16 protein-coding genes and 1 pseudogene are annotated in these 16454 nt (G+C 69.4%); 9 read left to right on the top strand and 8 right to left on the bottom strand.

Annotated elements, in window-relative coordinates; all coding sequences use genetic code 11:
• Positions 1 to 289 precede the first annotated feature (289 nt).
• On the top strand, positions 290 to 457 hold the full coding sequence (locus tag AB3347_RS03490; protein ID WP_369090368.1) for a hypothetical protein: 168 nt from the start codon (positions 290 to 292) through the stop codon (positions 455 to 457).
• 9 nt (positions 458 to 466) lie between these two features.
• Positions 467 to 1255 (top strand): annotated as a pseudogene (locus AB3347_RS03485) (IS1595 family transposase); the annotation flags it as partial.
• A gap of 208 nt (positions 1256 to 1463) precedes the next feature.
• Here the strand turns inward: AB3347_RS03485 and AB3347_RS03480 are convergent.
• Entirely contained in the window at positions 1464 to 1664 is a 201-nt protein-coding gene (locus AB3347_RS03480) for a hypothetical protein (protein ID WP_369090367.1), read from the bottom strand.
• Between the two features lie 12 nt (positions 1665 to 1676).
• On the bottom strand, positions 1677 to 2084 hold the full coding sequence (locus tag AB3347_RS03475) for a hypothetical protein (protein ID WP_369090366.1): 408 nt from the start codon (positions 2082 to 2084) through the stop codon (positions 1677 to 1679).
• Between the two features lie 120 nt (positions 2085 to 2204).
• On the opposite strand from AB3347_RS03475, the gene AB3347_RS03470 reads away from it, so the two are divergent.
• A complete protein-coding gene (locus AB3347_RS03470; protein ID WP_369090365.1) occupies positions 2205 to 2888 on the top strand; it encodes an SOS response-associated peptidase in 684 nt (227 codons plus the stop codon).
• Positions 2889 to 3022: 134 nt separating this feature from the next.
• Here AB3347_RS03470 and AB3347_RS03465 read toward each other — a convergent pair whose 3' ends face one another.
• From AB3347_RS03465 to AB3347_RS03455, 3 genes are all read right to left on the bottom strand, one after another.
• Positions 3023 to 4426: a right-handed parallel beta-helix repeat-containing protein gene (locus AB3347_RS03465; protein ID WP_369090364.1), complete on the bottom strand. Its 1404-nt coding sequence runs from the start codon at positions 4424 to 4426 to the stop codon at positions 3023 to 3025.
• A 246-nt stretch (positions 4427 to 4672) separates the two neighbouring features.
• Positions 4673 to 5821, bottom strand: a complete 1149-nt coding sequence (locus AB3347_RS03460; protein ID WP_369090363.1) for a right-handed parallel beta-helix repeat-containing protein — start codon at positions 5819 to 5821, stop codon at positions 4673 to 4675.
• 199 nt (positions 5822 to 6020) lie between these two features.
• Positions 6021 to 6413 carry a hypothetical protein gene (locus AB3347_RS03455; RefSeq protein ID WP_369090362.1) on the bottom strand — a complete coding sequence of 131 codons (393 nt, stop codon included), beginning with the start codon at positions 6411 to 6413 and terminating at the stop codon, positions 6021 to 6023.
• Between the two features lie 232 nt (positions 6414 to 6645).
• On the opposite strand from AB3347_RS03455, the gene AB3347_RS03450 reads away from it, so the two are divergent.
• Complete coding sequence (locus AB3347_RS03450; RefSeq protein WP_369090361.1) at positions 6646 to 7005, top strand: DUF1566 domain-containing protein; 360 nt, start codon at positions 6646 to 6648, stop codon at positions 7003 to 7005.
• Between the two features lie 85 nt (positions 7006 to 7090).
• Here AB3347_RS03450 and AB3347_RS03445 read toward each other — a convergent pair whose 3' ends face one another.
• Together AB3347_RS03445 and AB3347_RS03440 are read right to left on the bottom strand one after the other, a co-directional pair.
• On the bottom strand, positions 7091 to 8524 hold the full coding sequence (locus AB3347_RS03445; RefSeq protein ID WP_369090360.1) for a M20/M25/M40 family metallo-hydrolase: 1434 nt from the start codon (positions 8522 to 8524) through the stop codon (positions 7091 to 7093).
• Between the two features lie 102 nt (positions 8525 to 8626).
• Positions 8627 to 9679, bottom strand: a complete 1053-nt coding sequence (locus AB3347_RS03440) for a metallophosphoesterase (RefSeq protein WP_369090521.1) — start codon at positions 9677 to 9679, stop codon at positions 8627 to 8629.
• A gap of 284 nt (positions 9680 to 9963) precedes the next feature.
• Here AB3347_RS03440 and AB3347_RS03435 point away from each other — a divergent pair, with 284 nt between their 5' ends.
• From AB3347_RS03435 to AB3347_RS03415, 5 genes are all read left to right on the top strand, one after another.
• Positions 9964 to 10437: a glycine zipper domain-containing protein gene (locus tag AB3347_RS03435; RefSeq protein WP_369090359.1), complete on the top strand. Its 474-nt coding sequence runs from the start codon at positions 9964 to 9966 to the stop codon at positions 10435 to 10437.
• Positions 10438 to 10547: 110 nt separating this feature from the next.
• Positions 10548 to 11507 carry a serine/threonine-protein kinase gene (locus tag AB3347_RS03430; protein ID WP_369090358.1) on the top strand — a complete coding sequence of 320 codons (960 nt, stop codon included), beginning with the start codon at positions 10548 to 10550 and terminating at the stop codon, positions 11505 to 11507.
• Positions 11504 to 13846: an FtsW/RodA/SpoVE family cell cycle protein gene (locus AB3347_RS03425; RefSeq protein ID WP_369090357.1), complete on the top strand. Its 2343-nt coding sequence runs from the start codon at positions 11504 to 11506 to the stop codon at positions 13844 to 13846. The genes AB3347_RS03430 and AB3347_RS03425 overlap by 4 nt, the downstream gene beginning before the upstream one ends.
• The gene (locus AB3347_RS03420; protein ID WP_369090356.1) at positions 13807 to 15387 is read left to right on the top strand and encodes a hypothetical protein; all 1581 of its coding nucleotides are present in this window, start codon (positions 13807 to 13809) and stop codon (positions 15385 to 15387) included. The genes AB3347_RS03425 and AB3347_RS03420 overlap by 40 nt, the downstream gene beginning before the upstream one ends.
• A 16-nt stretch (positions 15388 to 15403) precedes the next feature.
• Positions 15404 to 15886: an SH3 domain-containing protein gene (locus AB3347_RS03415; protein WP_369090355.1), complete on the top strand. Its 483-nt coding sequence runs from the start codon at positions 15404 to 15406 to the stop codon at positions 15884 to 15886.
• Here AB3347_RS03415 and AB3347_RS03410 read toward each other — a convergent pair.
• Complete coding sequence (locus AB3347_RS03410; protein ID WP_369090354.1) at positions 15872 to 16363, bottom strand: GNAT family N-acetyltransferase; 492 nt, start codon at positions 16361 to 16363, stop codon at positions 15872 to 15874. The two genes, AB3347_RS03415 and AB3347_RS03410, sit on opposite strands and share 15 nt — an antisense overlap.
• Positions 16364 to 16454: the final 91 nt, after the last annotated feature.

The raw sequence follows: 16454 nt of genomic DNA, 5'->3' as shown, positions 1-16454 counted from the left end.
GGACGTCGCCGGGACGCGGCGCCAGCATCTACCCGATTATTTAACCGATTTCAACGGATCGGGTGGCTCTAATTTTCAGCCTGTAAATCTATTTCATCCAGGCACGTAGGCCATTCCGTTAATGCAATGTGGCTTTCTCACATCTCCTTCCGGCCTGCGCTCGTTGGAAAGCATGCTTACAAAGAAAGGCATAGGCCAAGAGCGCGCTGTTATCCTTCGCTATGGATGAGGTTTGAACTGCTGAGCCGTTGCATGGTCGAACACCGGTCTCCATCACCGGGAAACGAACATGCGTGCGCCTCAGTTCAAGAAGTGGTTTGCCAGACGGCCGGCCCTGAACCTGCCGCAGCACCTGCACACGCTGGCCGCCCTGCAGCCGGCAACCGGCCTGGCGCAGGTGGTGGCGCGGATCGGCCAGCCTGGCCCAGCGCAGCGGCGCTGTCCCGCTTGGGCCTGAGAACGGTACCACCGGCACGGACACGACCGCGGGGTGCAGCGCTACCGCTGCTGTGCCTGCGGCAAAACCTTCAGCGCCCTGACCGGCACGCCCATGGCCCGGCTGCGCCACCGCGGCAAGTGGCTCGATTACCTGGGCCGGATGCTGGACGGACAGTCGGTCAGGAAGGCGGCCGCCGGCTGCGGCGTGCACCGCAATACCAGCTTTCGCTGGCGCCACCGCTTTCTGTACCTGGCCAAGGCAGACCGGCCGGCCCAGCTGGCCGGCATCGCCGAGGCCGACGAAATGTTTTTCCTGGAATCGCAGAAGGGTTCGCGCCAGCTGGACCGGACGCCGCGGAAACGCGGTGGCGTCGCCAGGCGGCGCGGCATCAACAGCGAACACGTCTGCGTGCTGGTGGCGCGCGACCGCGCCGGCGGCACCCATGACTTCGTGACCGGCCGCGGCGCGGTCACCGCAGCCCTGTTGCTCCAGCACCTGTTTCCCGTGCTCGACCCGGACGTCCTCCTCGTTACCGACGGACACCCGGCCTACCGCAGCTTTGCACGGTCAGCCGGCATCACGCATGAAGCCGTCAACCTGCGGGCGGGCGAACGCGCCCGCGGCGCGTTGCACGTGCAAAACGTGAATGCCTATCACCGGCGCTTCCGGCAATGGCTGGCGCGCTTCAATGGCGTTGCCTCACGCTACTTGCCCAACTATCTCGGCTGGCAGTGGGCAGTCGACGGGCAACGCATCGGATCCGCCGAAAGCTTGCTGCGGATAGCGCTGGGCGGCGCATCCCACAACGAACGGTGACAGCGCCCAAAAAAAACCGCTGCCCTGTCAAGGGCAGCGGTCAAGAACTCAGTCAACACTGAGCTGGAGACACGCGGAGAGAGGTGGAACTATCCACCAGAGAACGTAACGAAGATAGGTCCGGAATGCGGACCTGCAAGCGCCATTTTTTCCCGCGCGTTTGTCAGCGTGATCGCACAACCGTGTTGCAAGAATCTCGGAGCGCAGCTCAACGCAGCGACTCGTAGGCGACGGCCAGGCAGGCCAGGGCAACCAGCACCAGAAGGCCGTAGACGAAGATACGCATCGAGGTCGCCAGCTCGGCGACCGCGCGGTTGGCTTTGCTGTCCAGTTTGCCTTTGCGGCGCGCCGCGTTCAGCAGCATCGACACGAAGACGAACAGCGTCGCCAGGATCAGGACGATTTTCATGTCACCGGCCGCTCAGGTGCGCGCCATGACCAGGGCCAGCGCCACCAGCGCCAGGATCGCCGACACGCCCGTCGCTACGCCCAGCCACAGCATGCGGGTGCGCGCCAGTTCCATCTTGGCGATCAGCTGGGCGTTCTGGTCGGCCAGGTTGGCGATGATCTCGGAGGCCTGCAGCATCTGGGCGCGCAGGTCGAACAGGGTCGCTTCGTTCTTTTCCACGCGCTGGATCAGGCTGCCGAATACGTCTTCCTGCGGCGCTTCCTCGACTACCTGACCCGGCGCCATGCCGGCCATGCCGCCGCCGGACTTGCGCGCCACCGTGTCCCACAGCCTGCGCGCGCCGCTCGCCACCTGCGGCGCTGCATTGATCACCTCGCTCCAGGGCACGGTCTTGAGGACGCTCCACCAGCCAGTTGCCATACCAGTTCTCCTATGGATTCAATGTATTTCGCGAGCATACCACCCCGGCCGGGCGGTACGCGAACTCATCCGGAACCCTAGCGTGCCGCAGCCTGCGCGCAGCTGCGCTACCATGGAATCATGTGTGGACGATTTGACCAGAGCCAGACGGCTCGCTACTACGCCCAGGTCCTCGGCTGGACCGACGCGCTCTACGACAGCGCGTCGGCGCCGGCCTGGAACGTCTCGCCCGGCAGCTACCGCCCGGTGATGCACCTGCAGGACGGCGAGCGCCGCATCGACGACGTGTTCTGGAGCTATCGCGCGCGCTGGGCCGAAGGCAAGGTGCCGGTCATGGTCAACGCGCGCATGGACAAGCTCACCAACCGCTACTGGAAGCCGCTGCTCAAGCACGGCCGCGCCATCGTGCCGGCCGAGGGCTGGTACGAATGGACCGGCGAAAAGGGCAAGAAGCAGCCCTGGCACATCCACCGCAAGGACCGCGCGCCGCTGTTCTTCCTGGCGCTGGCGAACTTCGGCGGCCTGAAGGAGAACGGCGCCGACAACCGGGCCGAGGCCGGTTTCGTGCTGGTCACCGACGCCGCCGACGAGGGCATGCTCGACATCCACGACCGCCGCCCGGTGGTGCTGGAAGCGGCCGATGCCGAGCTGTGGCTCAATCCGGATCTCTCGCCCGAAGAAGCGCTCGACCTGGCCCGGCGCGCCGCCCTGCCCTGCGGCGCCTTCGAATGGTACAAGGTGACCACCGCCGTCAACCGCGCGGGCGCCCAGGATCCGCAGATGGCCCTGCCGCTGGCCGACTGATTTTTTACCAGACGTAAAAACCCGCACGCTCGCACGTGCGGGGTCAAACGGACCGGTCCGAACGGCGGCATGCCGCCGGTACTGGCCGCAGCTGCCTGGGGCAGCCTGGTGCTGCTTGGTGTGCTTATTGCTGCTTAGTGCTGGTAAGCGCCCAGGTCGAAACCGGTGGTCGCGTTACGCGCCTGGCCATGGATGTCGGTCGACGGTGCGTAGGTCGAGATGCCGCGGCCGAGCGCCGGCGAGCTGGCGCTCAGTTCGTAGTTCGGCATGGCGGCAGTGCGCGAGTAGCCGACGAACAGCGGGTTCGAGCTGATCGTGTTGGTGTGGGTCAGGCCGTTACGCAGCTGGAAGTTGTAGGTCGGGTTCTGGAACACCAGGTTGTTCTTGTAGGTGTTGCCGGTACCGGTCTTGCCCTGCTCCGAGATGCCGTACTTGTTGTCGAACACGATGTTGTTGTGCACGTGGACGTTGTTGGCGCCGGCCGAGGTGAAGTAGAAGTCGCCACCGCCGACGATGATGCCGAACACCGAGGAGCTCACCGTGTTGTTGACGATCTTGACGTCGTTCGCATCGTGCCACAGGTGGATCGCCGCCGAACCGACGCGGTACACCAGGTTGTTCATGATGGTGCCCGATGTCGAGTGGTAGATGCCCTGCACGTAGGAGCAGCCGGCCGGGCCGATGTCGTGCACGACGTTGCCGATCACGTCGCCCTTGACGCCCTTGTAGTAGCTGTCCACGCCGATCGCCGAGCCGCCCGCGCTGCTGCACGGGATGGTGGTGGCGGTGTGGTGCACGTGGTTGCCCTCGATGACGTTGTACGAGCCGCCGGTGTAGATGCCGAGGGTCCACTTGGTGCCCGCGCCGATCTTGCTGCCGTCTACTTCGAAGCCGATGATGCTGACGTAGTTGCCGCGGTTGTCCCAGGCGGTCTTGTTGGTCGAGTTGGCCGGCGGGACGATCTTGGCGCCCCACTTGGTGGTCGAGACCCAGTAGATGCGGCCGGTCGAGGTGCCGCTGCCGGTGGTCTTGAAGCCGCCGGCGTAGGTGCCCGGGGCGACCCACACGGTGGTGTTCGGCTTGGTGGCGACCTGGGCGGCGCGCGCCAGGGTCTTGAACGGGGTGGCCTTGCTGCCGTTGGCCGAATCCGAACCGGTAGGAGACACGTAGTAGTTATAGGTGGTGGCCGGAATGGCCGGCAGGCCGCCGGTGCCGGTCGGGCCCGAATTCGTGTTGCGCTTGATGTATTCGTCGCTCGCCTTGAGATGGGTGGCGATGAAGTCCATGCTCACGCCCGCATCCAGTGCGCTGGCCCACCATGCCAGGCCGGCTGCATCCGGTTCGCGGCCCAGCAGCTGCAGGTACAGCTGGCGGATCTGTTCCTTCTGCGCGGTGGTCGCGCTTTCCATGGCCGGGTTGGCGGCCGAGGTGGCGGCGAAGGCGTTGGCGGAGCCGAAGGCGCCCAGCAGGGCGGCGGCGGTACCGCAGAGGACAACGCGGTGGCGGATCTGCGAAGCGAAAGCGAAAGTCTTGTTCATCTGTGTTTTTCCTGTGTGCCCGGAGTGAGTGGGCTTGGAATGACGGGCAAAAAAGGCCCCGTGCACCGGGACATCCGGTACAGCCGGCCACCTGGAAAAGAGCGGTGGCGTCTTCCTGGTTGCTTGATCAGGCACGCGCGTGCGCGCCATCGGGGTGCACAGGCGGCGACAGGCCGCCTGCACGGGATGGAACTGCTTGTTGCTGCCCGTTGCTGCTGCTGGTTGCTGCTGCTTGCCAGGCTGCGCTTAGTGCTGGTAAGCGCCCAGGTCGAAGCCGGTGCTCGTGTTGCGCGGGCGGCCGTCGATATCGGTGATCGGGGCGTAGGTCGAGAGACCGCGGCCGATCGCCGGCGAGCTGGAGGTGAGCTTGAAGTTCGGCATGGCGGCGGTGCGCGAGTAGCCGACGAACAGCGGGTTCGAGCTGATGGTGTTGGTTGCCTTCAGGCCGTTACGCAGCGAGATGTTGTAGGTCGGGTTCTGGAACACCAGGTTGTTCTTGTAGGTGTTCGCGGTACCGGTCTTGCCCTGCTCCGAAATGCCGTACTTGTTGTCGAACACGATGTTGTTGTGCACGTGGACGTTGTTGGCGCCGGCCGAGGTGAAGTAGAAGTCGCCGCCGCCGACGATGATGCCGAACACCGAGGAGCTCACCGTGTTGTTGACGATCTTGACGTCGGTGGCGTCGTGCCACAGGTGGATCGCCGCCGAACCGACGCGGTACACCACGTTGTTCATGATGGTGCCCGAGGTCGAGTGGTAGATCCCCTGCACGTAGGAGCAGCCGGCCGGACCGATGTCGTGCACGACGTTGCCGATCACGTCGCCCTTGACGCCCTTGTAGTAGCTGTCCACGCCGATCGCCGAGCCGCCCGCGCTGCTGCACGGGATGGTGGTGGCGGTGTGGTGCACATGGTTGCCCTCGATGACGTTGTACGAGCCGCCGGTGTAGATGCCGAGGGTCCACTTGGTGCCCGCGCCGATCTTGCTGCCGTCTACTTCGAAGCCGATGATGCTGACGTAGTTGCCGCGGTTGTCCCAGGCGGTCTTGTTGGTCGAGTTGGCCGGCGGGACGATCTTGGCGCCCCACTTGGTGGTCGAGACCCAGTAAATGCGGCCGGTCGAGGTGCCGCTGCCGGTGGTCTTGAAGCCGCCGGCGTAGGTGCCCGGGGCGACCCACACGGTGGTGCTCGGCTTGGTGGCGACCTGGGCGGCGCGCGCCAGGGTCTTGAACGGGGTGGCCTTGCTGCCGTTGGCCGAATCCGAACCGGTCGGCGACACGTAGTAGTTATAGGTGGTGGCCGGCGTCGCGGCGGCGGCGCTGCCGAAAGCGCCCAGCAGGGCGGCGGCGCAAAGGACAGCCTTGTGGCGGAAGTTCGAAGCGAAAGTCTCGGTCATTTGTGGTTTTCCTATTTGCCCAATGAGCGGGCGAAGGACTGCGGGCCAAAAAGAGCCCCGGTGCACCGGGGAATCCGGTACAGCCGGCCACCAGTGAAAGAGCGGTGGCATGGTCCTGGTTGCTTAATCAGGCACACGCAACTGTGGGCCTCTGGGTGCATGGGCGGGGTGAAGCGCCCGTGCGGGATGGAACTGCGGCTTACTGCTTGATGGGGGCGTCCTGCTGTCCGGCCTGCCCTTGCTGCGGCTTGCTGCCGTAGCCGGCCAGTGCGAATTCCTGGGTGCCCGCGCCTGCCTGGTCCGTGGCAGCGGCGCCGGCCGGGGTGGGTGCTGCTGCTGCGGCGGCGGCTTCGGTGCCGGCGACGGGTGCTGCGGGTGCGGCTTCGGCGATTGCTTCGACTGCCGGGGCCGGGGCCACGGCGCCCGCAGCGGCTGCGGCGCCGGCATCGGTGCTCACGCTCGCGGCGGTGGCCGAGAGCTGCCCGGCGCCGGTGTCGACGCTGCCGCCGCAGGCGCTCAGCAGGATGGCGGCGCCGCAGCACAGCAGGGTATTGATGCGGAAGGTCGAAGCAAAAGCGTTGAATTGTTTCATCAAGGTCACAAGCCTCATCAAGTGAATGTAACCCTTTGAGCGGTGGAAACTGCCTAAGTTCAACTTTCTTGAAAAAATTTTTCTTGGAGTAACAATCCTTTAAGATCAATTTCCCTAAGGAAATCAAAAACTTGCATGAGATAGATCGAACGCGCGCACGCAACCAAAGCTCGGTCCGGACGGTCTTAATAGACTGATACCAACCAAAGGGACGTGTTAAATGGGCGAGTACATGCAAGTTCGGGCCATGCTGCAAGAAGGCGAGGCCTACGCGGGACTGATCCTGGGTAAGGAAGAAGATCCCGATTACCATCTGGTGCTGTTGCCGGGCGAGGCGGTGGACGTCAGCTGGCCGACGGCGGTCGAATGGGCGGTATCGTGCGGCGGCGTGCTGCCGACGCGGCGCGAGCTGGCGCTGCTGTTCGCCAACCTGCGCGAAGCCTTCGAGCGCAACTGGTACTGGTCGAGCGAGCCGCACGAAACGCGCACCCAGCTGGTCTGGGGGCAGAATTTTGCCAGCGGCATCCAGACCATCTATGGGCGGCCCTACCGGGGCCATGCGCGCGCGGTGCGGCGCATCCCCGTGCCCTGATGCGGGGCGCGGGGCGAGCGCAAGCACTATATAGAAGCCGGCAGGTGCGCTGACGGCCTGCGGACCGCCAGGCGATCCGCGTCGATCAGCGTTCGGGCACCGCGGCGCGGCCGATCGGCTGCTCGATGTTGGCCAGGAACCAGCTGGTCGTGGCCATCAGCGCCACGTGACGGCGCAGGTGGTCGGGGTCGACCTTGTCGAGCGTGTCGGCCGGGGTGTGGTGGTAATCGAAATAGCTGGACGTGTCGATCAGCGGCGCGAAACTCGGCACGCCTGCACGTTCCAGGCCCGACAGGTCGCCGGTGGAGAGCGCGTCCTCGCGGCGGAACAGGCCGGCGCCGATCGGCTGCAGCGCGGCCTGTAGCGGCGCGAACAGCTTGCTCGACGTCGCCGGCACGCTGGCGCGCAGGCCGAACGGGCGGCCGGCGCCATTGTCGCTTTCGATGGCGCCGATGTGCTTCTCGGCATTGGCCTGCTCGGCGGCCAGGTAACCGCGCGCCCCGCGCATGCCGTTCTCTTCGTTCATCCAGGCGATCATGCGGATGGTGCGGCGCGGACGGTAGTCGAGCTTCTTCAGGGTCTCGAGCACGGCCATGGCGCTGGCGACGCCGGCCGCGTCGTCGTGCGCGCCGGTGGACAGGTCCCAGGAATCGAGGTGGCCCGACACGATCACGATCTCGTCCGCCTTGTCGGTGCCCGGCAGGTCGGCAATCACGTTGTAGCTGTCGGCGTCCGGCAAATTCTGCGGGGTCAGCACCAGCTTCATGGCGAGCGCGCCGCGCTTCGCCAGGCGGCTCATCAGCATGGCGTCTTCGGCGGTGACGGCGGCGGCCGGGATGCGCGCATTCTCCAGCAGCCCGGTGTTGCCGGTGTGCGGCAGGCGGTAGTTGGCGCCCCCGACCGAGCGCACCAGCGCCGCGGCGGCGCCCAGTTCGGCCGCCAGGCGCGGCCCGTCGCGGCGGTAGGCCGAACCCTGGCCATAGGCCGGGCCGGCCTGGCCGCCTTCGGCCATGCCCTGGTCGAAGGCCACGTCGAACAGCACGATCTTGCCCTTCACCTCGGCGCCGCGCGCCTTCAGTTCGTCGAAGCTCTTGACCACCACGACAGGCGCGGTCAGGCCGCCGGCCGGGGTCGCGCCCGAGCCGCCCAGGGCGGTCAGGATCACGCGCTGGGTGATGCCGTTCGGGCGGCCGGCGTAGTCGACCAGTTCGCCGGTCTCGACGCCACGCACCCAGTGCGGCACCTTCACCGGCTGCAGGGTGACCTTGGCGCCCAGTTTGCGCATCGCTTCGGCCACTTGCGTGACCGCGGCGGCGGCCCCCGCCGAACCGGACAGGCGCGGGCCGATCAGGTCGGTCATGTCCGCCATGCGCTCCCAGGCGTAATCGCTCTGCATCGCCGTATCGCGGATCCTGGCGAGCGCCGCCGGATCGTTGCCGGGGCTGGCGGCCAGCGCGGCACTGCTCAGCAGTGCTGCGGCAAGAACGGTGAGGACGGGGAAGCTGCGGCTGCGGTTCATGCGTCGAATCCTTGTTCAGTTCAGGGGACCCAAACGATAGCGCATCCGTACGCTTTTTGCAGGGAAATGTTGGCGTGTTTACACTGTGTCGACACCGGGTGTTCAGGCAGGCACCAGGCGCACCAGAGTGATTTCCGAAGGCGCGCCGAAGCGCTTCGGCGGCCCCCAGTAGCCGGTGCCGCGGCTGATGTACACCCACATGTCGCGTACCCGGTGCAGGCCGGCGACGAAGGGCTGTTGCAGGGGCACGAACAGGTTCCACGGGAAGAACTGGCCGCCATGGGTATGGCCCGACAGCTGCAGGTGGAAGCCGGCCTCGGCAGCCTCGGGCGCGCTGCGCGGCTGGTGCGCCAGCAGGATGCGCACGTCGGCCGCATCGCGGGCGCCGCCGGCCGCGGCGCGCGGGTCGCTCTTGTGCGCCGGGTGGAAATGGTGGGCCGTGTAGTCGGCCACGCCGGCAATCATCAGGGTCGCATCGTCGTGGCGCCGCAGCACGTGCTGGTTCAGCAGCACGGTGACGCCCAGGCGGCGCAGCTCGGCGATCCACTCTTCCGCGCCAGAATAATATTCGTGGTTGCCGGTCACGAAGAACACGCCGTCCGGGGCCGCCAGGCGCGCCAGCGGCTGGGTGTGCAGGCTGAGCCGGTGCACGCTGCCGTCCACCAGGTCGCCGGTGATGGCGATCGCGTCCGCGCCCAAGCGGTTGACCCGGTTGACGATGGCGTTCAGGTATGGCCGCTTGATGGTGGGCCCCACATGGATGTCCGACAGCTGGGCGATCGCGTAGCCGTGCAGGCTGGGCGGCAGTCCGGCGATCGGCACCTCGACCCTGACCACGCGGGCCAGGCGGCGCGCGTTCACGAAACCGAGCGCGCTGACGCCCAGGGCCAGCAGCGGCACCGCCACCGCGCTGCCGCGCACGAATCCGGGATCCGCCGGGCCGGCCAGGCGCAGCGCCAGCAGCACCAGGTCGCGCGCCAGCGCGGTCACCAGCAGCGTGGAAAAGAAGCCCATCGAGAGCAGGCCCAGCCAGGCCACCAGCTCGGACCAGCGACGCCGCCGCAGCGACGCCGACATCAGCCCCACAGGCACCAGCACGGTCAAGGCGGCCAGCAGCAGCACGCCGGCGACCGTGAACAGCGTGCCCATCGCCATGTCGGGCAACAGGCGCAGGCCGATATAGGTTTGCAACAGGACCAGCAGGAACAGGATGGTGGCGAAAGAACGGTTCACGAAGGGCCCGGACCAGAAAAACGGTAACAATTGTTAGATGGGGCAGGCCCGCCCCTCTGCAAGGGCCGCTTCCGATGTTACCGGTGCATGTCCGTTTGTAATAATCTGTATTAACGAGTGGCAGCATCAGACACGCGGTCTATAGTGCATTCATGCCTGGCGTCGACCTGATCATCCTGATCCCCGCAGAGGCAAAAGGAAAAGCCATGTTGAAATCTAAAATTGTTGGTGCGGTGGTCCTGGCCGCGGTTGCCGTCTCCCCGGCGGCAATGGCGGACGACCGTGGCGTGAACACTGCAATCGGCGCCGTGGTCGGCGCGGCCATCGGCCACAGCGCCGGCGGCTCGGGCGGCGCCCTGGTGGGCGGCGTGCTGGGCGCGGCGGTGGGCAACTCGATCTCGACCCGCGACGACCGCCGCCATTACGACAACCGATATTACGACAACCGCGGCTATGGCTACGGCTATGTCCAGCCGCGCCCGGTGTACGTGCAGCCGCGTCCGGTCTACGTCGAACCACGTCCGGTGTACGTGCAGCCGCGTCCCGTGTACGTCCAGCCGCGTCCGGTCTATGTCGAGCGCCGCGACTGGGACCGCCACGACCGCCGCGACTGGGATCGCCGCGACTGGGATCGCCACGATCGCCGCGACTGGGACCGTGGTGACCGCTGGGGCCGCTAATCCCGCCGCCTGTACTACCGAGCCGCGCACTGCGCGGCTTTTTTTCGCCTTTCCCCCTCCCCCCGCTTGCGCTCTGCGAGGACGCACCGCGTCGGTCGTGAGAGGCAAGCATGGTCCAGCAAGGCACAATCGTTTCCCTGGCGCGCGGCCAGTACCGCCTGCGCGAGCAGCTGGGCGGCTCGGCCTACGGCACGGTATGGCGCGCCGATGCGAGCGGCGGCGGCGTCGCCATCAAGCTGGTGAATACCGCGCAGATGGCGCGCGCCCCCGCCGAACTGCGCCGCCACTGGATCGACGCCGCCCGCGCCGAACAGGGCTTCCTGGCCCGGCTGGCGCCGTGGGACGGCCGCCACATCGTGCGCCTGCTCGACAGCGGCGGCCATGACGGATTGCCGGCGATGGCGCTGGAACTGCTGGACGGCGACCTGGCCGGCCACCTGGAGGCCGAACGCGCCGCCGGACGGGCGCCCGGCGCCCTGCAGGCGCTCGACTGGATCGCCCAGGTCAACCAGGCGCTGGCCAAGGTGCACGCGGCCGGATTCCGCTACCTCGACCTCAAGCCCGCCAACCTGCTGCTCGAACGCCGCACGGCCAGCCTGAAGCTGGCCGACTTCGGCACCAGCCGCGCGCTGCAGGAGCCACCCACCCATTCCTACGCCGGCACCGCCGCCTGGCAGGCCCCCGAACAGTTCTTTCCCGACGCGCATGGCGGCTACCTGAGCGATCCGCGCAGCGACTATTTTTCGCTCGGCGCCCTGCTCTACTGGCTGGTGTGCGGCCGCAAGCTGCGCTATGGCGCCGCCTGCGGCCAGGCCTACGCCGCCCATGGCCGCGCCGGCGCCGGCGTGCTGCGCCACGCGCACGGGGGCGTCCCGCCGACCCTGCACCCGGACGAAGCGGCCGGCTTCGCACAAGCCTTCGGCAGCACGGGCGCGCAGGCAAGCGCCCTGCTGCAGGCCATGCTCGCCCCCACGGCGCAAGGACGGCCCGCGCACGCACTGGAGATCAGCCGCAGGCTGGCGTCGCTGCGCGCCGGCATCGAGCGGGACCGCTGGCGGAGGGACGCATGAGGCCACGTCTTGCCTTGGCCGCTGCGGGGCTGGCGCTGTTGTGCGCGCTGCAGCTGCTGGCGCTGCTGCTGGCGCCGGCGCGCTACCTGCCGGCGGCGATCAGCCTGCGCCTGGCGCCGGGCGCGGCACTCTCGCTCGGACGCGCCGAGCTGGCGGCGCCGCGCGCAGGGGACCAGCAGTTTTCCCTCAGGCGCGATGCGGCCGGACGCTGGTGGCTGCGCAACACCGACCCGGCCCAGGGCGCCGTGCTGATGCGCGACGACGCGCGCCTGGCGACCGGCAGCGTGGAGCTGGCCGCAGGCCAGCGCCTGCAGGCCGGGACCACGCTGTTCGAGGTCGCCGCCGCCGGCGCCGACCGGGTCGTCCTGCGCGACGGCCGCCACAGCTGGGACTACGACGGCGCCCTGCTGCTGCGCGACGGCAGGCCCCAGCCGCCCTGCCCGGAGCTTGGCGCGGCGGCGCGCCTGGGCGGCCTGTGGAACCGCTTCGCCCCCGGCCTGCTCGCCTTGCGCCGTCCGCTTGCCTTCGGCGGGCATCTCCATTGCGGCAACCGGCTGGCGGTGCCGCGCCTCGATACCGGCAAGCTGACACTGGCGCGCGCGGCCTCCGGCGCGCTGGCGCTGAGCGTGCGCGGGACCCAGCCGGTGCTGCTGGACGCGGGCGGAGGCTGGGCCGATGTCGCCCGCCGCGAACATCCGCTCGACGCCGTGGAGGCGATCGCCGTCGGCCGCACCCGCCTTGCGGTCTCCACCGAAGGCGGCGCGCTGCGCCTGCAGCCGGCCGGCCAGGTGGCACTGTACCCCGAGCCCAAGGCCGAGCTGCCGGCCGCCGTGCACTGGACCTGGACCCAACGCGCGCTGTGGCGCCTGCCCGCACCTTCGCTGCCGGCCTGGTGCGCGGCGCTGGGCTGCTTGCTGGTCGCCGGCGCCGCCGGCCTGCGCCTGGCCGGGCCGGTGCGCGATCTGCGCGCCATGGCGCGGCTGGCCGCATCCATCGTCCTGCCCGCGCTGGCGCTGATGCTGCTGGCGATGCAGCGCGGCGCTTCGGCGCCCGGCACCGGCTGGGCGCTGCTGCTGGCCTGGGCCGCGCTCTGGCATGCCCTGCTGTGGCCAAGGCGCCCGGCCTGGCTCGGCGTGGCCGCGGTGCTGCTGCTCGGCGCCGGCCTGCTGGTGCAGCTCGAACTGGGCCTGGGCGCGCCCGACAGCGCCTGGCTGCGCCACGTCGACACCAGTTGCGCCCTGCTGGCCGCCGGCCTGCCGCTTGGCCTGTTGCTGCTGGACGGCGTGGCGCGCGGCCTGCTGTCGCGGCCCGCCACCGAATGGCTGCTGGTGGCGCTGGCGCTGTGTGCGCTGGCTGGCCTGCTGCTGCAGGTGGTGTTCGGCAACGAGACCGGCGTGTTCGAGATCCAGCCGGTGGAATTCGCCAAGTTCGCCCTCGCCGCCCTGAGCGCCCACTGCCTGGCGCTGGCGACCGGTGCCGACGTGGGCGCCGGCGGCGCGCGCGGCTGGCGCCACTGGCTGCGCATGCTGGCGCCGGCGCTGCTGTTCGTGCTGCTGCTGGCGGTGGCGCTGGTGCAGGTCGACGATTACTCGCCCCTGATCCTGCTGCTGGCCTGGGCCGCGGTCACCCTGCTGGCCTGGTGCCTGGCCACCGGGCGGCGCCGGCAGGCGGCCGTGGGCGCCGCCCTGTGCTGCGCGCTGCTGGGAGGCGCCGCCGCGCTGCAGTCGGCCGGCCCGGCCCTGGCGGGCGGCTTCTACGCCGAGCGCTTCCAGGTCTGGTCCGATCCGGAGGCGCACCCGCACACCGGCCAGCAAATGCTGCTCGGGGCGCGCGCCGTCGCCGCCGGCGGCTGGTTCGGCGCCGACCGCCGGCTGGGCGCGGCCTCGCTCGGCGGCCCGGTTGGCGACGCCCTGCGCATCCCGGCGGTGCAGGACGACTTCGCGCCGTCGTTCCTGATCAACCGCCACGGCCTGCTCGCCGCCCTGCTGCTGTGGGCGCTGCAGGCGGCCCTGGTGGCGGCCCTGCTGCATGCGGCCGCCGGCGCCTGGCGCGCGGCCTGCGGCGCCGGCGACTTCCGGCGCGCCTGGCTCGGGCGCTTCCAGTGTTTTTTCCTGTGCGGCGGCGCCGCCTTTCTCGCCGGGCACTTCCTGCTGTCCTGGGGCACCAACCTGGCGCTGTTCCCGATCATGGGCCAGCCGATGAGCTTCCTGTCGGCGGGCGGCTCGCACCTGCTGTTTTTCATCTGCCCCCTGCTAGCGTTCGGCATGGCGAGCGTTCAATCTTTCGAGGAGAATCCATCATGCCGGTCTACGTCCAACACGAAATCCTGGCCAAGGTAGATGACGTGTTCAATGCCGAGGCGCTGTGGCAGGCGCCCGGCCTGGCCCTGTTCTCGCGCCGGCCGCTGCTGCGCGACCTGCTGGAGCGCTCGCCGCGCGAACAGCGCGGCCGCGCCGCCACCCGCTGCTTCTCCCACGTCACCCTGATGCTGCCCCAGGACGAGGTCGACGACGACCGCCACCTGACCCGCGGCGCGCGCGTGCGCGACCTGGCGCAGGCGCTGGCGGCGCTGCACCAGAAGGACTTCGGCGACCTGCTGGGCGGCGACGAGGTGCGCTACCACGTGGAGGGCGCGGAGACCGTGGCGCCGGGCGAAGTGAAGGTGAAGTTCGGCCACGCGGTCTACCTGCCGGCGCCGGGCGAGCAGGTGCTGTACACGGTCACGGCATCGCGCGACAGCGCGGTCTGGCAGCCGGTGTGCGCGATCTACCCGCACCAGCGCCTGACCCTGGTCGGACAGGACCAGGCCGGCGCCACCTTCGCGGTGCCGGGCTGGCCCTTCAGCGTCGACGGCGGCATCCTGCTGGTCAACGACGGCCCGGATGCGCCGCTGGAAGTGCAGGTGCGTCCCAAGGACGCGCTCGACTGCCGGTTCGACGACGCCGGCGGCTACTATGTGATCCGCGGCAAGCGCGCCAGCGGCGATGCCGGCGCCCAGCGCCTGCTGCTCAAGATCAGCCGTGCCGGCGCCCCGGCGCGGGCCCTTGCGCCCGGCGCGCCGGCGCCCGAACTGCCGTCGGCGCGCCCGCCGGCGGTATGGAAACCGCGCGCCGCGCAGGCCGATGGCGAGATGACCGCGATGCCGCTCGCGGCCGCGCCCACGCCGGCTGCGCTGGGGGCAGCACAGGAAATCGGCGACGCCACCTATGCGCCGGTCGCGCGCCACCGCATCACGCTGGCCGCGCTCGCGCTGCCGCGCCTGAGCCGCTACCGCGAGACCGGGGCCGCCGCGCTCGAGATCGCGCTCGGGGCCGGGCTTGACGCGGGCCTGGCGCCGGTGGCGCCGGGCAAGGACAGCGTGATCCGCTTCCTGGTGGACGACGCCGACGAACTGCACGCGATCACCGCGGCGGGCCGCCAGCGGGTGAGCGTGCCGGCGCGCTTCGCGCCGCTGGACGGCGCCGGCATCGCCCTGCACGCGGTGCCATTGCCGATGGCGGACCGCTACGCCGCGCTGCTCGCGCTGCCGCACGGGCCGGAACAGCCGGCGGCGGCCGGCACGCGCCTGGTGTTCGGACGCGGCATGCCGGCGCTGGCGGCCCTGCGCGTGCTGGACGCGCCGCACTGCCTGCGCCATGCCGACGGCAGCGCCGCGGCCAGCGCCGACCGCCTCGGCCTGTCGCGCAATGCCTTCAGCTGGGAAGCGAGCGCCGAGGGCCTGCGCGTGGTGCGCCTGTCCGAGACCCAGGCCCTGTTCCACCTCGACGCCGAATTGCGGCTGGTGGCGCAGGTGGACAGCGCCACCCAGGAGCAGCCCTACCTGGTCCCGCCCGGCCAGCACCTGGTCGCCGGCCACTACGTGCTGCGCTTCGACGCCTGAGGCCACGATGCCCGCCATGCCCGCCTTGACCACGATCGCGGCCTACGGCGCCGGGTTGCTGCTGACCCTGTGCCTGGCGGCCTGGCTGAGCCCGCGCACCTGGTGGCGCCGGGCCAACGCGCGCGCCGGCGCCGTGCTGGTGGGAGGTACCGTGCTGCTGGGAGGATCGCTGGCCGCGCTGTTCGCGCCGATCGCAACGGAAGCGCGTGTAACGAGGCCGGTGCAGGCATTCGCGCCGGCCCTGGCCGAGGCGCCGGTGGCGGGCGCGCAATACCGCGTGCGCGACCACCTGAACCTGCGCGCCGATACCGGCATCGGTGCGCGGCGCCTCGCGGTGGTCCCGGCCGGCACGCGGGTGACCGCCACCGGACAACGCCGCGGCGACTGGTGGCAGGTCAGCGCCGTGGTGGACGGCCGCCGCCTGGATGGCTGGGCCAGCAGCCTGTGGCTGCGCCGCGCCGACGAAGCGAGCGCAGCCCGCAGCTCAAGCGTCTTCTGAGGCGGACTCCGAAGCGTCGTCCGGACCGGCCAGGCGCATCGGGTTGAAGTACAGGCCCTTGGCGAACTGGGTCGGGCCGACCCGCACGAAGCCGAAGGCCTCGTACACCGGCACCGCGAAATTCGAGGAGTTCACCGTGAAGGCGCCGTCGCCGCCCGCGGCCAGGGTCGCGTCGCGCGCCGCCAGCCACAGCGCGCGCGCCACGCCGCGCCGGTGCCAGCGCTTGCCGACGAACAGGTGGAACAGGTGGCTGCGGTCGCGCACCGCGACGAAGCCGGCGACCGCGCCGTCGATCACGGCCACGTGGTAGACATGCCCGCGCGCGAGGAAACCGCGTACCCCCATCTCGTCGTTCTCGGCGAGGAAGGTCGACGCGCCCTCCGGCGGCGACTCGTGCACGATGTATTCGCGCGCCAGTTCGCGCAACAAGGCAGCCACGGCTGGAATGTCCGCAGGCACCAGCGGTCGGATCAGCATGTCGTTTTGGGCAAACGTGTTATGGGAACGCCACAATATCACAGAAAACACTTTCCACACGGCAATTTAATTGACCGTGGGAAGCGGAGCC

Source organism: Massilia sp. X63 (genome assembly GCF_041023745.1).
GTDB lineage: Bacteria > Pseudomonadota > Gammaproteobacteria > Burkholderiales > Burkholderiaceae_D > Telluria.
The sequence above is the reverse complement of the archived record's forward strand: the minus strand, read 5'-3'. Positions and strand labels throughout refer to the sequence as shown.

Excerpts from the sequence above, each read along its gene's own strand:
- AB3347_RS03470 (WP_369090365.1), top strand. The coding sequence starts at position 2,205 with ATGTGTGGACGATTTGACCAGAGCCAGACGGCTCGCTACTACGCCCAG.
- AB3347_RS03460 (WP_369090363.1), bottom strand. The coding sequence starts at position 5,821 with ATGACCGAGACTTTCGCTTCGAACTTCCGCCACAAGGCTGTCCTTTGC.
- AB3347_RS03445 (WP_369090360.1), bottom strand. The coding sequence starts at position 8,524 with ATGAACCGCAGCCGCAGCTTCCCCGTCCTCACCGTTCTTGCCGCAGCA.
- AB3347_RS03450 (WP_369090361.1), top strand. The coding sequence starts at position 6,646 with ATGCAAGTTCGGGCCATGCTGCAAGAAGGCGAGGCCTACGCGGGACTG.
- AB3347_RS03435 (WP_369090359.1), top strand. The coding sequence starts at position 9,964 with ATGTTGAAATCTAAAATTGTTGGTGCGGTGGTCCTGGCCGCGGTTGCC.
- AB3347_RS03475 (WP_369090366.1), bottom strand. The coding sequence starts at position 2,084 with ATGGCAACTGGCTGGTGGAGCGTCCTCAAGACCGTGCCCTGGAGCGAG.
- AB3347_RS03465 (WP_369090364.1), bottom strand. The coding sequence starts at position 4,426 with ATGAACAAGACTTTCGCTTTCGCTTCGCAGATCCGCCACCGCGTTGTC.
- AB3347_RS03425 (WP_369090357.1), top strand. The coding sequence starts at position 11,504 with ATGAGGCCACGTCTTGCCTTGGCCGCTGCGGGGCTGGCGCTGTTGTGC.
- AB3347_RS03490 (WP_369090368.1), top strand. The coding sequence starts at position 290 with ATGCGTGCGCCTCAGTTCAAGAAGTGGTTTGCCAGACGGCCGGCCCTG.
- AB3347_RS03410 (WP_369090354.1), bottom strand. The coding sequence starts at position 16,363 with ATGCTGATCCGACCGCTGGTGCCTGCGGACATTCCAGCCGTGGCTGCC.
- AB3347_RS03440 (WP_369090521.1), bottom strand. The coding sequence starts at position 9,679 with ATGGCGATGGGCACGCTGTTCACGGTCGCCGGCGTGCTGCTGCTGGCC.
- AB3347_RS03415 (WP_369090355.1), top strand. The coding sequence starts at position 15,404 with ATGCCCGCCTTGACCACGATCGCGGCCTACGGCGCCGGGTTGCTGCTG.
- AB3347_RS03480 (WP_369090367.1), bottom strand. The coding sequence starts at position 1,664 with ATGAAAATCGTCCTGATCCTGGCGACGCTGTTCGTCTTCGTGTCGATG.
- AB3347_RS03455 (WP_369090362.1), bottom strand. The coding sequence starts at position 6,413 with ATGAAACAATTCAACGCTTTTGCTTCGACCTTCCGCATCAATACCCTG.
- AB3347_RS03430 (WP_369090358.1), top strand. The coding sequence starts at position 10,548 with ATGGTCCAGCAAGGCACAATCGTTTCCCTGGCGCGCGGCCAGTACCGC.
- AB3347_RS03420 (WP_369090356.1), top strand. The coding sequence starts at position 13,807 with ATGCCGGTCTACGTCCAACACGAAATCCTGGCCAAGGTAGATGACGTG.